Annotated in this window: 18 protein-coding genes; 7 read left to right on the top strand and 11 right to left on the bottom strand. The window is 64.0% G+C overall.

Annotated features, from left to right (window positions below):
• The first annotated feature begins 255 nt into the window (after positions 1 to 255).
• The gene (locus KF886_18500) at positions 256 to 1,539 is read left to right on the top strand and encodes a Gfo/Idh/MocA family oxidoreductase (protein ID MBX3179351.1); all 1,284 of its coding nucleotides are present in this window, start codon (positions 256 to 258) and stop codon (positions 1,537 to 1,539) included.
• 79 nt (positions 1,540 to 1,618) lie between these two features.
• Here KF886_18500 and KF886_18495 read toward each other — a convergent pair whose 3' ends face one another.
• From KF886_18495 to KF886_18480, 4 genes are all read right to left on the bottom strand, one after another.
• On the bottom strand, positions 1,619 to 2,752 hold the full coding sequence (locus tag KF886_18495) for a hypothetical protein (GenBank protein ID MBX3179350.1): 1,134 nt from the start codon (positions 2,750 to 2,752) through the stop codon (positions 1,619 to 1,621).
• A gap of 78 nt (positions 2,753 to 2,830) precedes the next feature.
• Positions 2,831 to 3,703 carry an aldose 1-epimerase family protein gene (locus KF886_18490; GenBank protein ID MBX3179349.1) on the bottom strand — a complete coding sequence of 291 codons (873 nt, stop codon included), beginning with the start codon at positions 3,701 to 3,703 and terminating at the stop codon, positions 2,831 to 2,833.
• A 65-nt stretch (positions 3,704 to 3,768) separates the two neighbouring features.
• Positions 3,769 to 5,244 (bottom strand): sulfatase, encoded by a 1,476-nt coding sequence (locus KF886_18485; GenBank protein ID MBX3179348.1) that lies wholly within the window; start codon positions 5,242 to 5,244, stop codon positions 3,769 to 3,771.
• Complete coding sequence (locus KF886_18480) at positions 5,237 to 6,475, bottom strand: VCBS repeat-containing protein (GenBank protein ID MBX3179347.1); 1,239 nt, start codon at positions 6,473 to 6,475, stop codon at positions 5,237 to 5,239. The genes KF886_18485 and KF886_18480 overlap by 8 nt, the downstream gene beginning before the upstream one ends.
• A 168-nt stretch (positions 6,476 to 6,643) precedes the next feature.
• On the opposite strand from KF886_18480, the gene KF886_18475 reads away from it, so the two are divergent.
• The 5 genes from KF886_18475 (at position 6,644) to KF886_18455 (ending at position 8,818) form a co-directional block, all read left to right on the top strand.
• The gene (locus KF886_18475; protein MBX3179346.1) at positions 6,644 to 6,889 is read left to right on the top strand and encodes a type II toxin-antitoxin system HicB family antitoxin; all 246 of its coding nucleotides are present in this window, start codon (positions 6,644 to 6,646) and stop codon (positions 6,887 to 6,889) included.
• The gene (locus KF886_18470; GenBank protein ID MBX3179345.1) at positions 6,886 to 7,110 is read left to right on the top strand and encodes a type II toxin-antitoxin system HicA family toxin; all 225 of its coding nucleotides are present in this window, start codon (positions 6,886 to 6,888) and stop codon (positions 7,108 to 7,110) included. Before KF886_18475 ends, KF886_18470 begins: the two co-directional genes overlap by 4 nt.
• A gap of 85 nt (positions 7,111 to 7,195) precedes the next feature.
• Positions 7,196 to 7,441: a type II toxin-antitoxin system HicB family antitoxin gene (locus KF886_18465; GenBank protein ID MBX3179344.1), complete on the top strand. Its 246-nt coding sequence runs from the start codon at positions 7,196 to 7,198 to the stop codon at positions 7,439 to 7,441.
• Entirely contained in the window at positions 7,438 to 7,662 is a 225-nt protein-coding gene (locus tag KF886_18460) for a type II toxin-antitoxin system HicA family toxin (protein MBX3179343.1), read from the top strand. Before KF886_18465 ends, KF886_18460 begins: the two co-directional genes overlap by 4 nt.
• Positions 7,663 to 7,690: 28 nt before the next feature.
• A complete protein-coding gene (locus KF886_18455; GenBank protein MBX3179342.1) occupies positions 7,691 to 8,818 on the top strand; it encodes a dienelactone hydrolase family protein in 1,128 nt (375 codons plus the stop codon).
• 3 nt (positions 8,819 to 8,821) lie between these two features.
• On the opposite strand, the gene KF886_18450 is transcribed toward KF886_18455, so the two are convergent.
• From KF886_18450 to KF886_18440, 3 genes are all read right to left on the bottom strand, one after another.
• The gene (locus tag KF886_18450) at positions 8,822 to 9,892 is read right to left on the bottom strand and encodes an alpha/beta hydrolase (GenBank protein MBX3179341.1); all 1,071 of its coding nucleotides are present in this window, start codon (positions 9,890 to 9,892) and stop codon (positions 8,822 to 8,824) included.
• A gap of 141 nt (positions 9,893 to 10,033) precedes the next feature.
• Complete coding sequence (locus KF886_18445) at positions 10,034 to 10,342, bottom strand: hypothetical protein (GenBank protein MBX3179340.1); 309 nt, start codon at positions 10,340 to 10,342, stop codon at positions 10,034 to 10,036.
• Entirely contained in the window at positions 10,332 to 11,144 is an 813-nt protein-coding gene (locus KF886_18440) for a prolyl oligopeptidase family serine peptidase (protein MBX3179339.1), read from the bottom strand. Before KF886_18440 ends, KF886_18445 begins: the two co-directional genes overlap by 11 nt.
• Before the next feature lie 500 nt (positions 11,145 to 11,644).
• Between KF886_18440 and KF886_18435 the strand changes: the two genes are divergently transcribed.
• On the top strand, positions 11,645 to 14,437 hold the full coding sequence (locus tag KF886_18435) for a hypothetical protein (protein MBX3179338.1): 2,793 nt from the start codon (positions 11,645 to 11,647) through the stop codon (positions 14,435 to 14,437).
• Between the two features lie 453 nt (positions 14,438 to 14,890).
• Here the strand turns inward: KF886_18435 and KF886_18430 are convergent, their stop codons facing one another.
• From KF886_18430 to KF886_18415, 4 genes are all read right to left on the bottom strand, one after another.
• A complete protein-coding gene (locus KF886_18430; protein ID MBX3179337.1) occupies positions 14,891 to 15,592 on the bottom strand; it encodes a hypothetical protein in 702 nt (233 codons plus the stop codon).
• A gap of 5 nt (positions 15,593 to 15,597) precedes the next feature.
• Positions 15,598 to 17,067, bottom strand: a complete 1,470-nt coding sequence (locus KF886_18425) for a sulfatase-like hydrolase/transferase (protein MBX3179336.1) — start codon at positions 17,065 to 17,067, stop codon at positions 15,598 to 15,600.
• Positions 17,068 to 17,211: 144 nt separating this feature from the next.
• Positions 17,212 to 19,587, bottom strand: a complete 2,376-nt coding sequence (locus tag KF886_18420; GenBank protein MBX3179335.1) for a beta-propeller fold lactonase family protein — start codon at positions 19,585 to 19,587, stop codon at positions 17,212 to 17,214.
• Positions 19,588 to 19,806: 219 nt separating this feature from the next.
• Complete coding sequence (locus KF886_18415) at positions 19,807 to 21,522, bottom strand: phospholipase D family protein (protein ID MBX3179334.1); 1,716 nt, start codon at positions 21,520 to 21,522, stop codon at positions 19,807 to 19,809.
• Positions 21,523 to 21,553 lie beyond the last annotated feature (31 nt).

Here is a 21,553-nt window from a genome sequence, read left to right as displayed (position 1 = left end):
CGGATGGGCCAAAGAAGCGCCCACCAGCAATGAAACACGAAGTTGCGAAATTATCATCTGCGCCTTCCGCGCAATGCAGGCGAGCCGTCCACCACGGCGCATTTTCGACCTGCGCTCCCAATTGTCACGCTTTTCTTGAATGTCGAAAGTCGCTTTGGTCAAACCAACGCACGAATACAATACCGAATCCGGGGCTCCGGGGGGAGTTCCGATGGAATTACGCGGGGGATCGCGTAACACAAAAGGGAATCAGCCATGCCACAAGAACTACACCATCCGACCACCCACGAACTGACCCGCAGGCATTTCCTGCAACACACCACCACCGCCGCCGTTGCGGGCGCTATCCTTGCGTCCCCGCGCCGCGCCGCGGCCAATGATCGCCTCGGCATTGCGGTGATTGGCTGCGGCAGCCGGGGCGGCAGCCACCTGAGCATGTGGGACCGCATGGCGCAAGAAGAGAAGAATGTCGAGATCGTCGCCGTTTGCGACGTGTACCGGCCCCGGCTGGCGCGCGCGGCGGAGCGCTACAAGGTCCCGGCATCGTATATGGACCACCGGGAACTCCTGGCCGATCCGGCGGTGGACATCGTGAGCATCGCGACCCCGGACCATCTCCACGGCTACCAGGCCATCGACGCCGTGAACGCGGGCAAGGACGTCTATTGCGAAAAGCCCGTCACGCACTGGCGTCAGTTTGAACTGACGAAGCAACTCGCCGCCGCGGTGAAGGCGTCCGGGCGCGCGTTCCAGCTCGGCACCCAGGGCATGTCCGACGCGGCCTGGCATCAGATGAAGAAGCTCGTCCAGGAAGGTCTCATCGGCCAGCCCATACACGCCGAGTGCGGCTACTTCCGCGTGGGCGACTGGGGCGAGCGCGGCATGCCGATTGACGATCCCAACGCGGTCGCCGGACCCGATCTGAACTGGGAGGCCTTCCTCGGCGACTCGCCCAAGCGCGATTTCGACGTGAGCCGCTTCTTCCGCTGGCGCATGTACGAGGACTACGCGGGCGGCCCCTGCACCGACCTCTTCCCCCACTGCCTGACGCCGGTTACCAGTATCCTCGGCGCGGGCATGCCTTCCAGCGCGGTGGGCACGGGCGGGAAGTTCCGCTACCAGGAGCGCGAGGTGCCCGATACCTTCAACATGCTGGTGGATTATCCGAGCGGGCTGACCATCGCGGTGCTTGGCACGCAGGGCAACGACGATCAGGGCACGGTCTCGCGCGGCGCGGGCGGTCGGCTTCCGCTGGTCCGGGGGTGGGACGGCAGCCTGACCCTGGAAGGCGAGGAGATCGTGTTCCGCCCGGCCCAGGGGAGCGAAAAGCAGGCCGCGCGCTTCGCGATTGAGCACGGCGAAGACACCTACCTGCACTTCCGCAACCTCGTGCAGTGCCGAGCGGAGGGCCGCGTCGACACGTGGAGCGACGCGCAATTGGCCTACGAGACGCAGACCGCGCTGATTATGGGCTATCTTGCATTGCGCGAGGGCAAAACCGCCCGATTTGACGCGGCGCGGGAGACGATTTCGCTTTGACCGGGCGCCACCCTCCGTCCAAGCTGTCCACAAAAAAAGCCCCCGGCGTTGGCCGGGGGCTTTACGTTTAACCCACGTCTTATTTCACCTGCTCCAGAATCGCGAAGTCACCCGGATTCCAAGCCTGGGCGATGATATAGAACGTTCCGTCGCGCTCCACCATCACGGCATTGTGGATGTGGGTGAACTTCTCCAGGCCGAGGTCTTCCTTGATCATGATCGTCGAGACCACTTCGCCGTCTTTCACGATGTAAATGGGCGCGCCGAGGTTCTCGTCCGGCCCCTTGAGGCAGCCCACGACGGTGTAGCCGCTCTGATAGTCGACGTCGCAGGGGAGCGATCCCTTCGGCAGGGGCAGCGTGCCCAGGAACGCGCCATCCTTCGTGAAGGACTCCAACTCGCTGTTCGGCCGGTCCGCCACCGTGATGTTGCCCGCCGGATCGACGGTGATGCCGTGGCCCGTGCCGAACTGGCCGGGGCCATCGCCCTTGCCGCCAAACGCGAAGGGCGCCCATTCGGAGGAAACGCCGCTCTCCGTCTCCACATCCGCCGTCAGCACGAAGTCCAGGCTGGAATAGCCCGTCGCCACATAGAAGCGGTTGTCCAGCACTTCCACGTCCGTCGGCACGAATTTGTTCTCGGGATTGTCGAAATAGGCCGAGACCGTCTCGTTGTCGAACGCGGTGTCCGCCGTCGGCGCGTCGAGGGTGTCCACCAGCGCGCCATCGGCCGTGGTGGTGTAGACCTTGTTCGTGGCATTGCCGGGGAAGGTCAGGTAGGTCTTGTCGCCGTCGGCGTACCAGATGGTGGTATTGTGCATGTTCGTCGCGGCCATCTCCCCGTCCGTCGGCAACACCTCAATGGTGTTGAGGTCCGCGCTGATGCGGATGATGCCCACATTGGGCAGCGCGAAATACACTTCGCCCTTGCCGGGGCGCCGGTCCACGGCAAAGCCGCCGTGCGCGGCGTTCAGCCCCGCGTGCGCGGCCTCGGGCAGCGCGGCGGAGGTGTGAAGCACCTTGAAAACCAGGTCACCCTGGCCCGTGACGCCCTTCGCGACCGACGGCGCGGCCGCATCGCCGGCCTGCGCCACCACAAGCGGCTTCTGGTCCGGGCGCGTTTCGGGGTGAACGTGGCCCGGGTGGGCCAGGGCCGTTCCGCAGGCGATTGCGATGGCGCCCGCGCCCGCCGCGGCGCGGCATAGTTGACTCATTGGCATAATGGTGTCTTCCTTCTGGTTAATTGGCCGAAGCCCGCTGCACAAGAAAATGGCCCGTCCGGCGCCACCGGATCAGGTAAAGGTAAGCCCGTAGGAGCAACAGAAATTGAGCCCGGGCTCGAGCGCCATAATACCCTCTTTGCGGGTGAGTTCGCCATCGTGCCCGACGTGGTCGGCGATCCCGTACCACGGCTCCAGGCAGATGAACGGCGCACCGCCGGGCTTGCTCCAGATCCCGAGATAGGGCCAGCCCGCGAAGTCCATCGTCACCGCATGGCTGTTCTTGAAGCTCTTAATCGCCACCGTTTTCGACTGGAGGTCCTTGAAGATGAGGGCGTCCTCCTTGAAGCGATCGATGGTGTAGGGGATGATGTTGGTGTCGAGCAGATAGTCTTCCTCGGCGCGGTGGATGTGCCCGTTTTCGTTGGCGTACCAGCGCGCGCAAGTCTCCTGCTTCTCGAACTCGATGTAGTAGTCGCTGAACCGCTCGTCTTCCAGCAGCGGGCACGCGAATCCCGGATGCCCGCCGATCGAGAAATGCATGGTCTCGCGCCCCGGATTGGTCACGGTATAGTCGACCCGGATCTGATTCCGCACCAGGGTGTAGTCCACCTGAAGGTGAAACGCAAAGGGGTAGACCTCGCGCGTCGCCTCGGAGTCCGACAGCGTGTAGGACAAGGTGGCGTCCGTTTCGCGCTTCACATCGAAGACATGGTCTCGCGCAAAGCCGTGCTGGGGAAGTTCGTAGTTTTTTCCCGCATAGGTGTATTGATTGTTCAGCAGCCGCCCGACGATGGGGAACAGGATGGGCGCGTGGCGGTTCCAGACCGCGGTATCGCCCTCCCACAGGCGTTCCAGGCTGTGCTGCTTGTCGAATACGCGCCTCAGCTCCGCGCCACTGGCGCTCGCGGAGACCTTCAGGAATTCGTTTTCCAGGTGCTGCATTCCGATTCCATCCCTTCGCCCACCGGCGGCAGTATAGCAAATCGCCGGGGCGCGCCCGCGACTTTTCACAGGTAGCCGAGGGTCTCCAGGGCTTCGCGGGCGGCATCGTCCGCGCCTTCGGGCGGGGCGCCCTCCGCAGCGCCCCGGCACGCCTCACGGTAGGCCTCGAGCAGCCCGCGCATGCGCTCCAGCGCGTCCGGTTGGGCGGCGGCGATATCCCGCTGTTCATCCGGGTCGGATGCCGTGTTGAAAAGCTCCTCGCGCACGGGCGTGGCCCCGATCGGAAAAGGCGCGCCGGCCGCGATTTTCTCGCCGTCGATCCGCAGGGCGGTGTGGCGCGATTCGGGCGGGATTTCGCGAAACCACGCGATGTAGGTCCAATCCCCATCCCGCAGCGCGACCGAGGAGTTGCGGAACTCGATGTGGTTCTCGGAAATCACGGGGCCGGGCTCCGAGATGGCTTCCACCTTGCCGCCGGCCTCCTCGATGAGCGGGCGCGGCAGCCCGGCGGGCGTTTCGAGGCCGGCCAGCGACAACAGCGTGGGCAGGATGCGCACCGTGGAGATGCGGGCGTCGATACGCGCGGGGGACAGCGCGCGGGGCACATGCAGCAGCAGCGGCACGTGCGTGCTCTCGCGGTACACCGTCCACGCGTGCTCCACGTAGCCGTGCTCCAGGAATTCTTCCCCATGGTCCGAGGTCACGACGAGCAACGTGCGATCCAGGACACCGAGCGCTTCGAGGCCCTCCACCAGCATACGCACGGCGTCGTCCACATAGGCGATCTCCGCTTCGTAGGTTCCGCGCCAGTCCTCGAAGTCTTTCTGGCCCGGCGCGAATCCCCGCGCCACGAGCGCATTCCGGTGCGCGCGGACGTTGATCACGCCTTCCCCGGATTCATAGAGGGTCAGCGGAACTTCCGGGGGCTGGTCCACGAATCGGGCCGCGTACTCCGCGGGCGGATAGTATTCGCCGTGCGGGTCGAGATAGTGGACGTACATCAGGAAGGGATCGGCGGCATGCTTTTTCGCGAATTCCAGCGCGCGTTCGGACAGCCGCGGCGCGTGCTCGCGGTCGGCGTTGGTCAGGTCGAAAAACTCGAAGTCGTCGAAGCCCTCGGTGTAGGCGGGCCCTTTTACGACCACGCTCTCGCTGAAAAATCCGGTGGCGTAGCCCGCTTCCCGGAAGATCGGGCCCAGCCGCGGGCCCGAGGGGCGGGCCGCCCAGCCCGTGGCGCCGCTCTGCGAAGGCAGTTTCCCGGTGAACAGGGCCGACACGGACTCGCGCGTGAACGACGATGGGGCGTGCGCCTCGCCGAAGACCACGGCGTCGCTGGCGAGGGTATCAATGAACGGGGAGGTCGGCCCCGGACGCCCGTAGGCCCCGAGGTGATCGGCCCGAAGGGAATCAATGAGGATAACGACCACATTGAACCCTTCCAGCGACACCGGGGAATCCTGCGGGGCCTCTTTTTCACTCGGGGCGCCGCAACCCGCCAGCACGGCGAAGAGCAGGATGCAGGCGATGAGGCGGTTATTCATTGGCGCCGAGGTTCTCGTAATACTTGATGTTCTTCGTGGCCCGGCCGTAGGCCACCACATCCGGCCAACCATCGCCGTTCATGTCGGCGGCCAGCGCGTCTTCCGTGGCCATGCCGCCGTCGTCGATGATGTGTTTTTCGGCGGTGACCTGATCGTCCTCGCCGATGGCGAGCTGGTAGATATTCAGGCCGGGCAGGTTCTTCGGCCCCGCCTTTTCGCGGAAGCCGACGAGCATATCCGGCGCGCCGTCGCGGTCAAAATCCTCGAACCAGACCGCATGACCGCCCTTGAGTTGATCGTCCAGGACGAATCGCGACATCTCGCCCTCGGCATCGGGCCCGAGATACACGACCGCCTGATGGCCGTGCCAGGGTTCGATGGTCCCCACGAGAAAACGCGGCGCCCGCTGGCCCGAGAGCGGCGCAATTTCCACACTCTTCACTTCGCCCGCGCCCTCGGGAATCAATGGATGCGCCAGAACCTTGTTAAATTGACTGGCTCTGTACGGCGGAGACTCTTCCCGATTTCGGCCGAAGGTCATCAGCCCCTCCCGGGCCGCGAACGTCACCGACTGGGCCAGGCTCCTCGAAGCATCGCGCGGTGGGTGAACAAAGAGATTGTGAACGAGATGAAAATCGGTGCTGATGACTTCCTCCCGCCAGGGCGTCGCCAGCGGATCCTCTCCCGGGAAAAGGGCATACAACTTCACGCCGGCGTCCGTAAAGTCCGGCCCCGTGGAGCCCCGGCCCTTGAGCGGGGCGACCACCAGCTCCTTCCTTCCGTCGCCGTCCAGGTCCGCCCATTGAATCCGGTGCAGGGTGGGTTCCTCTTCCACCAGCGTCGTGACCTTCCACGGCTGCTTCACATCGCCCTGGTGGCTGAGCAAAAACAGCGCCCCGCCCGACTCGGTGTTGTTGAATTGCCAGTCGGCGCCCAGCGCGAACTCCGGGATGCCGTCGCCGTCGATGTCGTGTGCGGCGATGCAGACGTTGGAATTCCGGATGGTGTCCGCGATGAGATGCCGCTCCCACGTGGGATTTTCGTACCACGCCACGTCGTCCGAGCTAACGCCGACGATATCGGGTTTCCCGTCGTTGTTGACGTCGGCGACGGTGATGGCGAGCCCGGTGCCGGCGTCGGGGTTGATGACGTGTTCCTGGAAGGCGGGGAAGGCGCCGGTCGATGCGGCGGACGCGATGGCAAGGACAAGAAGTAATCGTGTGGGGTTCATCGTGCTGCTCCTGTGGCTTCCCGGCAGTATAGGGAGCGCGATTCCGCGCGCGCAAACCGGTCGAAGTAATGGCGGTGCGGAACGGAATTATCGTCAACCCCCCCGACCGGCAATAAGCCGGTAGCAACTGCTTCTGGTATACTCCATTAAACACAGGAGGTGAATTCCATGGGCAAACTTGCGTACCGCATTCATCTGGAGCCGGAGCCCGAAGGCGGTTTCACGGTCACGGTACCCTCACTCCCGGGGTGCGTGACCTGGGGCGAAGACTACGAGCATGCGATGGCTATGGCGAAAGAAGCCATTGAGGGGCATATCGAGGTCCTTTCGGAACTCGGTCAGCCTGTTCCTCAGGAATCATTTGCGGAGCCTATCGATGTTGTCGTCGAGGTTACAACGCCTGCCGCCGTATGAGTCGCCTGCCGTCCCTCACCGCACGCGAGGTCATCGCGGCACTGAAGAAGGCCGGATTCAAAGAAATCCGGCAGCGCGGCAGCCACCTCCATCTTTGGCATCCTGTGCGTGAGCGCCTCGTCACGGTTCCGGCTCATGCCCGCGAATTGCCACGGGGAACGCTGAAGTCCATTGTTCGCCAGAGCGATCTTGCAGAGGACGAATTCAATGACTTGCTCTAGCCCAGGATCTTGAATGATTGCCCTGGCGTCAGTGGCGCCTCGAGGCAATTCTGCTATACTCAGGGATATGTAGGAGACCGATATCATGGCGAAACACGCGTACCGAATACACCTAGAGCCGGAACCGGAGGGCGGCTACACGGTGACCGTCCCCTCGCTGCCCGGATGTGTAACCTGGGGCGAAGACTACGATCACGCGATGGCCATGGCGAAAGAGGCCATTGGATTGTACCTGGAGGTTCTCGTGGAAGACGGAATGCCCATCCCGCATGATCAAATTAGCGCTCCGGTAGACACGGTCATCCATATCGAACCACCGGCGGTTGCGTGAGCAGGTTGCCGTCACTTGTGCCCAGAGACGTGGTTGCGGCGCTGAAAAAAGCTGGGTTCAAAGAGCGGCGCCAGCGCGGCAGCCATCTTCTGCTGCACAATCCCAACAGAGGGGCGCGGGTGATTGTTCCTGTCCATACCCGCGAACTGCCGAGGGGAACACTGAAATCGATAATTGCACAGAGCGGACTGTCGGTCGACGAATTCATTGAACTACTGTAGCTTCTTGAGAGGAGGCACTTCGAAACTCATGAAATGTTGTGAACCGTTCGTGCTCATTACTTGTCTGTTGTCTGCGGGTGCATCCGCACAGGCCCCGGCGCCCAACCCCCTGATGGAGGCGCCGCCGGTTGAATCCTCGTGGACCGACCTCACGGACGGCCTCGAATCGAAGGCGGACTGGGAAGCGCGGCGCCCGGCGATCAAGCAGGCCTTTCTCGATCTGCTCCGCGACCAGCACAAGCCCGAGAAGCCGCCGCTGGACGTTCAGGAGCACGAGAGCGCCGTGGTGGATGGCGTCTACACCCGCAAGCTGATCAGCTACGCCGTGGAAGCGGGCGAACGGGCCTATGCGTACCTCGGCATCCCGCTGGCCGGCGAGGCCCCGTTTCCCGCGGTGGTGGCGCTGCACGGCACCTTCGACGAAGGCGGAAAGCAGGCCGCTGGGCTGGTGGATGATTCCACCAAGGCCTACCTCGATCACCTGAGCCGGCGCGGCTATGTGGCGATCGCGCCGGAGCACTTCGTTTCGGGCCACCGCATCCCCGAGAAGGGCTCCTACGACACATCAGCGTTCCACGAGAAGCACCCGGAGTGGACGGCGGTGGGCAAGTTCACCTACGAGCACAGCATCGCCATCGATGTGCTCGAAACGCTGCCAGAGGTGGACTCGGACCGCATCGGCGCGCTGGGCCACTCCCTCGGCGGGCACGGAACCATCTTCCTGGCGGCCTACGACGAGCGCGTGAAGGCGGGCGCCTCGAATTGCTCGGCGCCGTCCTTCCGGCACAACCCGGCCGTGCTCAACTGGTCGCGTGATCGCTGGTATGTCTACTTCAAGCACCTGCGCCCGGGCCTGCTGAACAACGAACTGCCGCCGATCGATTTCCACCACATGGTCGCGCTGGTGGCGCCCCGGGCGATGTTGCAGATTGACGGGCTGAACGACGGCAACCCGGCGACGCAGCGCCAGCGGGTGCTGATGATGCTTGCAACAGCGGACCTCTACGAGATCGCGGGCGCGCCGGAGAACTACGCGTTTTTCGTACACGGGCGGGGCCACAGCGTGCCGCACGAGTCGCGTGCGCTGATGTACGCGTGGATGGACACGTACCTCAAGCCGCCCGAGGCCACGGCGACCCAACTCGTCGCGGAGTAGGCGCTACTCGATGCCGTAGAGGTTCTTCGCGGCGTTGTAGGGCAGGGGCGTCTCCGCGGTTTCGCCGTTGACGGCGGCCTGAAAAAACGCCTTCGCCCGCGGGTTCTTCTCCACCGGTTCGCCCTCAAAGTAGGCGTGGGAATCGCCGACATGTTTGGTCTTCGTGAAGTTGACGTAGACCCCCTGCGATGAATCGAGGCCATAGGTGTAGTGGCCCAGGCGCGCGCGCTGCTGGTCGCCCGCCTTCATCCGGGAAACCCGCAGCGCGGAGTCGTCCTCGTTGATCGTGATGTAGACCCGGTTGCGGCAGCGGATCTCATCGACCCAGCGGGCGTGGTCCAGGTTGTTCGTGTCGGCCGCGGCGAGAATCACGTTTTCAAACACCAGATCGCGCGCGTGGTAGGTGCTCGATTGAAGCAGGTGCTTGAACAGGTAGTTGCCCATGCTGTGCAGCAGCATGCTGACGCGTATCGGGCACGCCCGGGCCATCTCCCGCGCGATAAACGCGTCCTCCTGCTCCTTGTCGTCGGGGTGGGCCAGGCGCGCCGCTTTCCGGATGCGATCGAGGCCTTCCTCGTTGAATTGCTCAATGAATTGTCCGATCCGCTCGATGCACCGGTCGAGCGCGCCCGTGGAATTCAGCGCGTCGCGTTTGTCGCTCTTGTTGCTGGCGACGCCCCAGGCCCCGCCGCCGTTGGCCGGCCAGCTGAACGGAACCACCTCCACGCCGTAGGCCTGCTCGAAGCCCCAGGCGCGATCCAGGACGGATTCCACGTCATTGTTGAAGCCGTGCACGAAGAACAGCAGGTTGCGCGGCCCGTTGGGGCCCCGGAGCTTCTCCCGCAGCAATGCGGCGGCGTAGTCGCTCGCATACCAGGGCCCGCGGCCGGAAAGCCCCGCGCGCGCCTTCATCGCCTCATCCGCGCGGTCCTTGAGCAGCTCCAGCCGCCAGTTCCCGGGCGATCCGGTGGCCTCCACCAGCCGCAGCGTATCCGCGCCCGCCGCCGGTTTCTTCCCGAACATGTCGAATCCACGACGCCTGGGGAACACTTCCCGATTGGTCACCACGAACATTGCCTGCCCTCCTGTTGTTGATTGGCCTGTCTTCGGCGCCGTGCGGCGCACCAGGATCGCGGACATTCGTGTCCGCGGCAGAAAGAGCCCGGAATTTCAACGGCACAATTGACCGCTTGAATCACCGGCCCGCCGCGCCGGTTACTGGCGCTGGCGCATCTGGCGCACGGCCCGGTCATCGCGGAAAATCAGGATGAGCGCAATAACCAGCGTGACCAGCGCGAAGGCGCCGAGCAGGAACGCAAACTCGTAGCGCGGCCCCGCCATGTACTTCAGGCGCTCCGGGCTGGTGTAGACAAGGGGCACGAGCCAGCTCTCCACGAGCGGCTGCAGGAGCCCGTGATACAACGGCGCAAACAGCACCAGCACCACGAGCAACTTGTTCCACATGCCCAGGCGCGCCACGCGCCATTCCAGCGCCGCCAGCCGTTTCTGATCTTCACTCGTCATGTCGCGCCCTCCCGCCGTGCTCCAGCATAAATGCCAGAAACTCCGGGTCCTTGAAAAACTCGTCGCACACCTCGTGTCCTTTCCCGGCCACCAACTTCAGGGTCGCGGTCCCGCCCAGGTTTCGGTAACGCGCCACCAGCTTGCCCGCGTTCTCCTCCACCGGCACGACCGCGTCGGCGTCGCCGTGTATGTGGAACACCGGGACCCCGGCCCGGGCGAGCGGCGCCAGGCGTTCGATGGGTTCGAAGTCTGCCCGGCGCGCTTCCAGGTCTGCCGCGCTCAGCCCATACGCGGGCGCGGCCTTCTCCACGCCGGGATAGCTGGTGAAACTGCACACGGTGTATATCCCCGCGACGGCGCCGACGGACTCCGGATGCGCAACGGCCCAGTTGTAGAGCATGAGCCCGCCCCGGCTCTGCGGGAGCAACACGGGCCTGATCGACAGGTTATACGCGGCTACTACGTGGGTGTGGAAGGCCTGGTAGGCGGCGACGCCGTCTGGACTGCCGAAGGACTCCCCCACTTCGACGCCCGCAATGTAGAACCCGGCGTCGAGGAGGGGCTTGAAGTACCATTCGTGGCTCGGGTCGGGGTGGCGCCCCAGGAACGTGGGCGCATACCAGACCCAGGGATGGTTCTTGTCGAATTTGCGGACCGGCGGCTCGATGACAAAGCCCGGCGCGCCGTCCACAGTAAAATCGAGCCGTTTCGCGCCGAACTGGGTCGATTCCCGCACGCCGGCGTCGTCCGCAAACGCCGCGGTCGTCGCCATCACCAGACAAAGCACGATCCTGCCCTTCATTGCGCCCATTCCTCCGCGGGAAATACCGCCTGGAAGCAGCATACCCCGAATCGATTACGGAATCCACCCCGCGCGCTGCCGGACAGGGCAATCGCATTTAGACTCGATCTCGGTATATGGGCGTAAACTTGAGTCAATTTGGAACCTTGAATCAACGATAGTGAGCGTTTTGGAGCGCCGGCATCTGTGCCGGCAAGGTCCGGGATTCGCCGCAGGCGAAATGCCAGCGCTCCAACACACGCCTTTTTTAACATTGAAGGTGTTTCATGTGGCGCTCGGCTCGAGTTGGAAGTTTAAATGCGATTGCCCTGCGGCCGGATACCGGAATTTCGGGCTTTCGCGACCGAAAAGTTGACTCCGGAAGCGCCGAAAAGGCACCATTTCAGGCCGAGTGTGGCGGTATTGTCCCCGTTGTTGCGGCGCGGACGCCCCCACACCCTCCAGAACCGTCCCTGAAATTCCCCCACGCCCGAAAACCGGTGCGCCCGCAAGGAGAACCCATGTCCGAACAACGCAAAACCATTCACGTCGTCTCCAACTCCCACTGGGACCGCGAATGGGGCTATCCGTTCGAGGAAACGCGCCTGCTCCTGCTCGATTTCATGGACGAGCTGCTCGAACTCCTGGATACGGACCCGGATTTCCAGTCGTTCACGATGGACTCGCAGACGGTCTGCGTGGAGGACTATCTCGAACTCCGCCCCGAGAAGCGCGCCACGGTCGAGAAGCACGTGAAATCCGGGCGCCTCATCGTGGGGCCGTGGTACAGCCTGCCGGAGGAGTACATCGTCAACGGCGAGTCCCTCGTGCGCAATCTCGTGGTGGGCCACCGCGTCGCGGCGTCGCTGGGGGCGGTCTCGAAGGTCGGCTACACCCCCTTCAGCTACGGGCAGACCTCGCAGATCCCGCAGATCTACCAGGGCTTCGACATCGACACGATCATCTTCTACCGGGGCATCACCACGCCGAAAAGCGAGTTCCTCCTGGAAGGTCCGGACGGCTCCCAGCTGCTGGGCATGCGCTTTGGCTGCATGAGCCGCTTCAGCTACTACGTCTATGTGTACCGCGTGCTCCGTTACGGCAGCGATGACGTCTTCAAGCGCTACGACTGGGACCGGGGCGCGGCCCCCTTCCGCATGGCGGGCGACGCGAACCCGCGCGCGCACTACTACGTGCTGGACGACAAGAAGAAGCAGTGGAACGACGGACCCATCCGCGACCAGCTCTTGAAGCTCGTGAAGGACGAGTCGGAACACTTCACCACGAGCCAGATCTGCTGCATGCAGGGCTTCGACACCTCGAACCCCGACCCGAAGGAATCGGAGATCATCAAGCTCTGCCAGGAGCTGATGCCGGAGCACGAGATCAAGCTCTCGAACCTGAAGGACTACATGGACGCCATGCGCCGGGAGGTGGGTCCGCTGGAGCCCATCAAGGGCGAATTCCGCTACCCCGGCTCCGTGGGTAAGTGGACGCACCTCTACGGCGACGTGATCAGCGCGCGCCAGGTGTTGAAAAAGGGCAACAACGCCGCCGAGATCAGTATCCAGCGCAAGGGCGAGCCCTGGAGCGTGATCGGCAGCATGGCCGGCGGCCGCTATGAAAAAACCGCCCTGGACCGCTGCTGGCGGCTGCTCCTGAAAAACCACCCCCACGACACCATCACGGGCGCGGGCATCGACCAGATGGAGAAGGACTCCCTCTACCGCAACGATCAGATCAACATCCTGTGTGAGGGCCTGACACGCCGCGGTATGCAGGCCGTGCAGATCGCGATCGACAACAGCGATCTGGACGACAAGGACGCGGTGCTGACGGTATTCAACGGGACGCCCTTCCCGCGCAGCGGCGTGGTGTCGGCGTATATCGACCTGCCGGACAACATGGGCTACGAGGCCTTCAAGGTGGTCTCGCCCGACGGACAGGAAGTGGGCCGCATCCAGGTGAAGGAGCAGTTCCCCTGGTGCTCGCTGGTGCGCAACCTGCAGGACGTCTCCATCGAGCTGAACAGCCTGCGCGTGCGCTGCCACATCGAAGTGAAGGACATTCCCGCGTACGGCTACAAGACCTACCACCTCGTCCGCGCCGAGAAATTCGACTACCTCGAAGGATCGCTGGCGCCGGAAACGAACATCCTGGAGAACGAGCACCTGCGCGTGAAGTTCAACGCCGACGGCACGCTCGATCTGACGCAGAAGGAGACGGGCCACACGTTCACCGGCCTGCACTACCTCGAAGACTGCGGCGAGACCGGGCACAGCTGGGTGCACATGAAGCCGGACCAGAACGAGATTATCACGTCGCACGGGTTCCCCTGCGCCATCGCGCTGGAGGAGGCGGGCCCGCTCTTCGCGCGGGTGCGCGTGGACTACCACATGCAGATCCCGGTGTCGATCGAGGACGAGCTCGACGAGCACTTCCGGTCCGAGCACATGCCGCACACGAAGCGCACGAAGGAGCGCCGGGAGATGCTGGTGACAAGCCGCTTCACGCTGCGCGCGGGCGCGAAACGTCTCGACGTGACGACGAGCTTCGAGAACACCTGCAAGCACCACCGCCTCCGGGCCGTCTTCCCCACGCGGCTCGACTGCGACCGGACGGATTCCGAGGCGGGTTTCGACGTTATCTCGCGGGACATTCACGTGAAGCCGGGAACACCGTACTACGGCAAGCCGAACCCGCAGTACCCCATGCACCGCTTCGTCGACATGACGGACGGCAAGCAGGGCCTCGCGATCCTCAACAACTCGGGCCTTCGGGAATACGAGGCGATGGACAGCGCCGATCGCCCCGTGGCGATTACGTTCATCCGCGCCTTCACCTACCGCAACTGCCCGATCTTCGGCCGCTACGAGACGCACCCCGAGATGGAGCGGTCGCACTGCCTCGGCGCGCACGAATACAGCTACGCCATCTACCCGCACGCGGGCGATTGGGAAAACGGAGTATACGCGCAGGCGGAAGACCACAACCTGCCCCTCGAACCTGCCCAGGCCGGTCCCCACGCGGGCGCGCTGCCGAAGTCGATGAGCTTCCTGACCCTGGAAGGGGACAACCTGCAACTGACGGCGTTCAAGCAGCACGAAGACCGCCCCGGCAGCTATGTGGTCCGCCTATTCAACCCGACGGCGCACGCCGTGAAAGGCGCGCTGAAAGTCGCCCGCCCCATCAAGGCGGCGTGGCTGACGAACCTCAACGAAGAGCGCCGGGAAGAACTGAAGGCCGCCGGCCAGCGCATCGAGCTCGACGTCCCCCACAAGAAGATTGTGACGCTGGAATTCGTGCTGGCGTAATCACACATCGCAACGCCACGGCCGCCTTCGAAATTGGAGGCGGCCGTTTTTTTATTGTTCTCACGGCAATGCCCGGACACCATCAACAAGAGCGCGACAAATGGGAGCGCGGTCGAATCTGCGCCCCACGCTCCCAATCGCTTCCTTCATCCCTCCCATCCGCTCCGATTTGGGGCGATCCTGGCCCGCTTGCGCGAATATTCCTGGCGCCTTTCTCCGAATCGGCCTATAATGAAGAACGAATAGAGACACGGCGGGGGCTGCCGGAGTCGAGGGCGAACCGTGTCGCGCCCGCGGGCGGGACACATGGAGGTTTTGCCATGCTGCCGTATGTGTTTATGCTGCTTATCGCGCTGTTGAGCCTGGGGCTGGCGGGGGCCATCCGCCACGAGTTCCGGAATATGAACGAGCACCCGGAACGGTATCACCACCATTTCAAGCACTGACCGCGGGTCAGATGCTCAGGCTCCGGAGCTTGTTGGACGCTTTGATGTCCTGGTAGGCGGCGCGCTGGTCGGGCGTCAGGACGCTCTCCTCGACCCATTTTTCCAGTTCGAGAAAGGCGGCGGCCTGGGGGTTGGGTTCCCCGGCCCGCATCGCCTGGGCCAGGGCGGCGGGCCCGCCCTGCTCGATCGCCTGGGCCTGTTGAAAATTGAGTTCCAGCGGCTGCATCAGGTCCAGCATCTTCTTCGCCACCTCGTAGCCCTCCCACTGCACGCGGCGCTCCGGGCCGAGCGAATCGAGGATGGACGTCTCGTGGTCCGCGATGAGTTGGCGCAATTCGTCGCGGAGCGGGGTGGCTTCGGCGGTGGCTCGCTTCACGTCGTCGAGCTTGCGCGCCTCCACCGCCGCGAACATCTCCGCCTCAAGCCGGATCAGGCGCTGGCCGCGCTCGCCGGCGATCCACGCCTCCACCTCGGCGTCGCGCCGCGCGAAGGCGTCGCGCAGGGCCGACGCGGCCGCCGGATCCAGCCCCAGCACCCGCGCCATTTCCTCCGGCTGCGCATCGCCGCTGCCTTCCTCGCGCAAGCCGGCCTCCGCCGAAGCCAGGTCCAACGCCGGCTCGTCGCCCTTCCCGGGCGCGCAGGCCGCGTTCAGGAGGGTGGAAAGCGCGAGAAGCGCCAGGGCCGGCGCGAAATGCCAATAACCTCGCATCGGGTTCATGCTCCTTCCGGCGCGGGGGCCGCACCGTAGCCGGTGTCGGCCTCCCACGCGGCCAGCAGCCGCCGCAGGTGGGCCACGGTGTCCTGGTGGGCGGGATCGTGAAACAGATTCCGCGTCTCGCCGGGGTCGTTCTTCAGGTCATGGAGCGCGCCATCCGGATCCAGCACGCGCGGGTCGCGGAACTCGATCAGCTTCCAGTCGCGCGTGCGCGCCATCACCTGGCGCCCGGAATCCTTTCGCAATTCGTCGTACATCGAGCCGCTCTGGTCGATCTCCGAAAACGTCACCGCGCGGCCGCCGTCTCCGCCGTTCATCAGCGGCACAAGGCTGCGCCCGCGAATATCTCCGGGAATCTCCAGGCCGCTGAGGTCCATCAGCGTGGGGATGAAGTCGATCATTTCCACCTGGTCGGAGACGACTGTGCCAGGCTTCAGCTTGCCGGGCGCCGCAATGACCAGCGGAGTCAGGATCGTCTGCTCGTAGAAGCTGCGCTTCTTGTGGACGCCGTGCTCGCCGAGCTGGAGGCCGTGATCGGAGCAGATGGCGATGATGGTGTTCTCGCGCAGGCCGAGCTCGTCGAGTTTGGCCAGGATCCGGCCCACTTCATGGTCCACCTGCCACACCATGCCGTAGTAGGTCCCGCGTGCGATCTGAATCGCCTCGGGCGTGAGATCGAGCGTGCCGGAGTAGACGCGGAGCTGCTCCCGCTCGAAACGCGGCTTGCTGTCGAGTTCCTCCTGTGACGGCAGGGGCAGCTTCACCGATTCCGGATCGATCATGAATTCCGGCGGAACCTCGATAGGCACGTGCGGCGCGTGAAACGAAACCCGGAGGAAGAACGGCTTCCCCGCCGCCGCGAAGGCGTCCAGCTTCTCCAGGGCGCCATCGCCAATGAGCGCCGTGCGCGTGTCTCCCGCGTGCGCCTCCACCGTCCCGCCAATCTGCCAGCCGTGCGTGGTCAGGTTGACCGGCGGATACTGCCCCCCTTCCGAGCGCCGGTCCGACGTCCGGAAGCGCGGCCGGTCCTCCACATCCCAGTCGGGACGAAACGCGTGCACCTTCCCCATGCAGGTTGGCTGCATGCCCACGCCGGTCCAACTGCGCAGCAGGTCCGGGAAATGGGCTTCCTTCCGGTACGTGTACGGCGGGTTCACGGGCGGATCGCCCATCGACATCAGACCGAACTCGTGGCAGTAGTGCGAGGTCTTCATCGACGACCGCGACGGAATGCAGATCGGGCACTGGGTCACCGCCGCCTCAAAGCGCACGCCCCGCTCCGCGATACGGTCCATATTCGGCGTCCGCGCCCACGGCTGGCCGTAGCAGCTCAGCGCGTCGGGACGGCAGTCGTCCATCATGATCCAGAGGATGTTGGGCCGGGACGTCCCGGCGTCGGCCTTCGCGCCGAACCCCGCCGCGGTGAGGCCGGCCAGGGCCGTGGACTGGAGAAAAGTTCTTCGGTTCATGCGATCGCGCCCTTTCGAATCTCCGGGCGCACCCACAATCGCACCCGGCTGTTGCTCCCGGGAACCGTACCGCAAAAATACGAGATCATGCAAGACCCGCGGGCGGCAAGCGCGCCGCCCGCGGGTTCAACACCGTTGGATCACCTATTCTATGGCCGTATCGCCACGCAAGACCAGCAACGCCAACAGGCCAATACCCAGCAGGAACAGGTCACCCAGGGAATCGCGCAGGCCCTTGGCGCCGGCCTGCGGGCAAGCGCAGCCAGTCGGACCACCAATGGCCGCTTGCAGCTCGGCAGCGCTCAATGCGCCGTCGTTATTGCTGTCCAAAGCTGAAAACTGGCTGTCCGTCAGCGGCGAGAAAATGTCGCGCGCCTCGTCGAGTGTCAGTTGACCGTCACTGTCGGCATCGCCCGCTCCAAAGCCATCAAGCAACGTCTGGGCAATGGTTGCCAAGTCCTCTTCACCTTCACCTTCACCTTCTCCTTCGCCTTCGCCCTCGCCTTCACCCTCGCCCTCGCCCTCGCCCTCGCCTTCACCTTCACCTTCACCTTCACCTTCGCCTTCACCTTCACCTTCGCCTTCACCTTCGCCTTCGCCTTCTCCTTCGCCTTCGCCTTCTCCTTCTCCTTCTCCTTCTCCTTCTCCTTCTCCTTCTCCTTCTCCTTCTCCTTCTCCTTCTCCTTCACCTTCGCCCTCGCCCTCGCCTTCGCCTTCTCCTTCTCCTTCTCCTTCTCCCTCGCCTTCTCCCTCGGCGCCGACCCCCACAACGGTAATGATACGCGTGGCCTGCGAGCTGTTGCCGAGGCTGTCCACGGCATCGTAGGTTATGACGAACTCCGTTCCGACCGAGGCGCTTGCGTCCACCGTATCTCCGCCCACCGTAACGATTACGGCGCCATCAAGAGCATCCACGGCCGTCGCACCAGGATCCGTGAACGTTTCGCCTTGTACGACGGTGGTCAATTCCGGGCTGGTCACACTGATCACCGGCGGCGTCGTATCTATTGTTATGGTGTTATCAAGCCCCACGGAGGCAAGGTTTGGATTGCCCGCGGCGTCGAGCGCCACGCCCGCGGGCGCCGACACCGCGATCGCTCCGTCGCCGTCCAGGGACGCGATCGTGAGCGCAAAGACTTCACCATCCACGTCAATCAGACTCAAATCCGAGACCGAGCCGGCGCCTTCGATGAGCAGGTCACTGGCTACGAAGCCCGTAACCGGCTCGGAGAAAACAATGTCGAATTCCAGCGGCGCGGTATTGGTCGGGTCCGCCTGGGTGGGAGCCCGGCTGATCGTTACGGACGGACGGTCGGCATCTACTCGGAACACCTGCACCGCCTCGGCCTGGGAGGCGCCGAGGTAGAGGAATCGGCTATCGGAGGAGACGGTCGCTTCAAAGGCCCCGAGAAGCGTGAACTGGCTGTCCGGAGCTTCCGTAATGCCACCGAGATACACCAGCGTACCGGTTTCGATATCGCGTGCGAACGTGCTTTGCGAAACACCGGAAGCCGCAAACACAATCGCGCCATCGGGCGATACCGTCACGCTGTGCGGGTTCAGGAGGCCCGTAACTTCAGTGGCGCCGCCATTGAAGGCCGCCTCGATAAAGGCCAGCGCGCCGCTGGAGGCATCCCGGGAAAACACGGCAACGCCCGTCTCCTTTGGACCCGTAGCATACACATGCGCCCCATCGGGCGAGACCGCGACGGATCGCGCGCCCTCCAGCCCCTCTACGCCGTCTTCCCCGTCAACATGGACCTCGACGAAACTTAATTGGCCGGAGACGCCGTCGCGCGAGAAGACCGCCAACGCATTGTCCCCCTGGGCCGCGCTGTAGACATGGGCGCCGTCCGGCGATACGGCGACTGACAGGACGCTGTCCAGGCCGTCAACGCCATTCTGGCCGTCCACATGCGCCTCAATGAAGGACAGCGCGCCGGTACTTGCGTTCCGCGAGAAGACAGCAATAGAGCGGTCGAGCAGCGCCGCCGTATAGACATGGGCGCCGTCCGGCGACACAACCACCGCAAAGACGAAATTGAGTCCGGCGACACCATCCTGATCATCGAAGTACGCTTCGACAAACGTCAACTGCCCCGTCTCCGCATCGCGGGCAAAAAGCGCTACGGCATCGTCTGTCCTTGACGCGACGTAAAGGTGCATCCCGTCGGGTGAAATGGTGACGCTTTCGGCCCCTTCGAGCCCATCCACGCCATTCTCGCCATCCACGTGTACCTCCAGGAAAGAAAGCTCTCCCGTGGTGGGATTGCGCGAGAACGCGGCCACGGCGTTTGAGAACGAGCAGGCGACGTAGGCGAACGCGCCATCCGGCGACAAGGCGATACGGTTGGGGCCTTCCAGTCCGGTTACGCCATCAACCCCATTTTCAACAGTCTGCACCGGGTCATAGAGTTGCGCGGCCGCGTTGGGAGCGCCCGCCCCGCAGACGATCAACAGCCAGCATAGCGCCATTGATATAGACGAGGGTCGAATTCCAGGCAACTCGGCGAAGTTCATGTCCAATCCTCCCCCCGAGCGTCGCCGCATCACGCGGCTGAGCCGGGGCCAGCACCCCTGATCCAGATAGAACTTCGCACACACACAATACGCGCGGGACAAAACTGGTTGCCCAACCGTACTCAATTCGCACAATAGCAGCGCCCGTGTCCAATTTCAAGCGGGCGTCCGCGATATATTCCGCGGCGCGTCCAACCGGCCTGCATTGAGTCAGGCGGCCTACAGCATCGGTATCGCCAGCGTGTTAAACATCTTGAAGAGGCTGGTCTGCAACTGTTTCACCGAACCCACGGGCGCGCCGGGGAAGCTGCCTACGTCCCGGTAGTTTGTGTAGAAGTCGGGGTGGCCCGGGGGGACGGGTTCCCTGCCGGGGATGAGTTCGAAGCTGGTGGTGTTGCGTATGGGCCAGACGTCGACCGGGCTCCAGCCGAAAATGCCCTCGACGAGGTAGTTCACGTCGGCCAGGGGGAATTCGCGGCGGGCGATGACCCAGGCGTTTTCGGGGCGCGCCCGTCCGAGGATGCATTCGCGGACGCGGGCGACGATGGCGGGGTCTTCAATGAGGAGGCCGATTTCGGTGTTGAGGTTGTCGGATCGCGGGTCCATGTTGTAGGAGCCGATATAGGCGATCTTGTTGTCCACCACAAAGGCCTTGGCGTGGATGCAGAGGAAGGGATCGCCGTAGATGCCGGCGGCTTCGGACCGCTCCTTGAGGGTGTCGAAGTTGGGCAGGTGCTCGTAGAGTTCTTCGGGGTGGGGCATGTATTCGTGAATTTCCATGCCGATAGTCTGGATGTAAGCCGTGCGCAGCTTGTAGTTGGCGGAGTAGGCGAGGGTGTTGTCGGTCGCGGCGAGGCTGTTCGTGGACACGATGATGTCCATGTCGGGGTTGTCCCGCCGCATCTGCCGGAACTGGTAGCGCGCCTTCCAGTTGAGGATAAGGTAGGGGCTTTGGAGCAGCAGCTCGTCTTCCGCGCTTCGGATAGTCTTGCGGATGGCGCGGGATCCCTTGCCGCCGCCCCAGAACCCGATCAGGCGGTTCTTCCCCGGATGGTCCGCCAGGAAGCGCACGCGGTCCGCCTCTTCCAGGGGCGCCACGAAGCGCCGGGCGATCAGCGAGAGATCATCCGCCTGCGCTTCGATATCGTCGAAGTATCCCGTAATCTCAAAATCCGCCCGGGATGACCGCTCACGGACGGCGCCCCGCCGGATGCGCGATTGGACGTCGCCCAGCTGCTCCGCGGGTATGGATCGGCGCCACGTCCAGAATTCCTCGAACGACGCGGCCATTCGCGGCAGCACCGGGCCCGAGACCAATGCGTCCAGGTCGTAGAAATTGTAGGTCAAGCTCTGGTTGAAGTAGTGGTTGTCGATGTTGCGCCCGCCGGTGACCGCGATGGCCCCGTCGATAAGGATCACCTTGTTGTGCATCCGCTGGTTGGCCTGCTGGAAGAAGAGCAGACCGTGCAGCAGCAATTCGGCCTTGGAGGGGTTCATCTGGCCGGTGGGCGGGCGGTAGTAGCGGAGTTCGAGGTTCGGGTGAACCGACGCCAGAAAGGCCGCCCACTCCACATCGCGGGCGGACATGAAGTGGTCCGCGAGCAGCCGCACCTTCACCCCGCGGCGCGCCGCCTGAATGAGCTCATACGCCAGGTAGCGCCCGCTCTCGTCGTTCGCCAGAATGAAGGTCTGGATATCGATACTGAATTGGGCGTGCCGGATCAGGTGGACCCGCAACAAGAGCGCGTCCCGACCGTGGTCGACGACCGCCACGTGGTTGCCGCGCTCCGGGTCCTGGCCGGCCGGCGTGCGGTCCTGGAGTTCCCACGCAAACGCCATCAGGGGAGAAACCGCGTCCGCCCCCGCGGCCCAAACGGACAGCCCCCCGATCGCGGCCCAGGCCAGAACCGCTATCCGTGTAATGCCTCGCTTCATAGCCGCCCATTATAGGCGGGCGCGCGGCGAT

The organism is Candidatus Hydrogenedentota bacterium, assembly GCA_019637335.1.
Lineage (GTDB): Bacteria > Hydrogenedentota > Hydrogenedentia > Hydrogenedentales > JAEUWI01 > JAEUWI01.
Note: the sequence above shows the minus strand (reverse complement) of the source record. Positions and strands in the feature narration are given on the sequence as shown.

What these genes read in the sequence shown, in the direction of transcription:
- KF886_18440 (MBX3179339.1), bottom strand. Translation starts at nt 11,144, where the DNA reads ATGAAGGGCAGGATCGTGCTTTGTCTGGTGATGGCGACGACCGCGGCG.
- KF886_18480 (MBX3179347.1), bottom strand. Translation starts at nt 6,475, where the DNA reads ATGAACCCCACACGATTACTTCTTGTCCTTGCCATCGCGTCCGCCGCA.
- KF886_18465 (MBX3179344.1), top strand. Translation starts at nt 7,196, where the DNA reads ATGGCGAAACACGCGTACCGAATACACCTAGAGCCGGAACCGGAGGGC.
- KF886_18490 (MBX3179349.1), bottom strand. Translation starts at nt 3,703, where the DNA reads ATGCAGCACCTGGAAAACGAATTCCTGAAGGTCTCCGCGAGCGCCAGT.
- KF886_18425 (MBX3179336.1), bottom strand. Translation starts at nt 17,067, where the DNA reads ATGAACCGAAGAACTTTTCTCCAGTCCACGGCCCTGGCCGGCCTCACC.
- KF886_18485 (MBX3179348.1), bottom strand. Translation starts at nt 5,244, where the DNA reads ATGAATAACCGCCTCATCGCCTGCATCCTGCTCTTCGCCGTGCTGGCG.
- KF886_18430 (MBX3179337.1), bottom strand. Translation starts at nt 15,592, where the DNA reads ATGCGAGGTTATTGGCATTTCGCGCCGGCCCTGGCGCTTCTCGCGCTT.
- KF886_18470 (MBX3179345.1), top strand. Translation starts at nt 6,886, where the DNA reads ATGAGTCGCCTGCCGTCCCTCACCGCACGCGAGGTCATCGCGGCACTG.
- KF886_18445 (MBX3179340.1), bottom strand. Translation starts at nt 10,342, where the DNA reads ATGACGAGTGAAGATCAGAAACGGCTGGCGGCGCTGGAATGGCGCGTG.
- KF886_18500 (MBX3179351.1), top strand. Translation starts at nt 256, where the DNA reads ATGCCACAAGAACTACACCATCCGACCACCCACGAACTGACCCGCAGG.
- KF886_18420 (MBX3179335.1), bottom strand. Translation starts at nt 19,587, where the DNA reads ATGAACTTCGCCGAGTTGCCTGGAATTCGACCCTCGTCTATATCAATG.
- KF886_18495 (MBX3179350.1), bottom strand. Translation starts at nt 2,752, where the DNA reads ATGAGTCAACTATGCCGCGCCGCGGCGGGCGCGGGCGCCATCGCAATC.
- KF886_18450 (MBX3179341.1), bottom strand. Translation starts at nt 9,892, where the DNA reads ATGTTCGTGGTGACCAATCGGGAAGTGTTCCCCAGGCGTCGTGGATTC.
- KF886_18455 (MBX3179342.1), top strand. Translation starts at nt 7,691, where the DNA reads ATGAAATGTTGTGAACCGTTCGTGCTCATTACTTGTCTGTTGTCTGCG.
- KF886_18475 (MBX3179346.1), top strand. Translation starts at nt 6,644, where the DNA reads ATGGGCAAACTTGCGTACCGCATTCATCTGGAGCCGGAGCCCGAAGGC.
- KF886_18435 (MBX3179338.1), top strand. Translation starts at nt 11,645, where the DNA reads ATGTCCGAACAACGCAAAACCATTCACGTCGTCTCCAACTCCCACTGG.
- KF886_18415 (MBX3179334.1), bottom strand. Translation starts at nt 21,522, where the DNA reads ATGAAGCGAGGCATTACACGGATAGCGGTTCTGGCCTGGGCCGCGATC.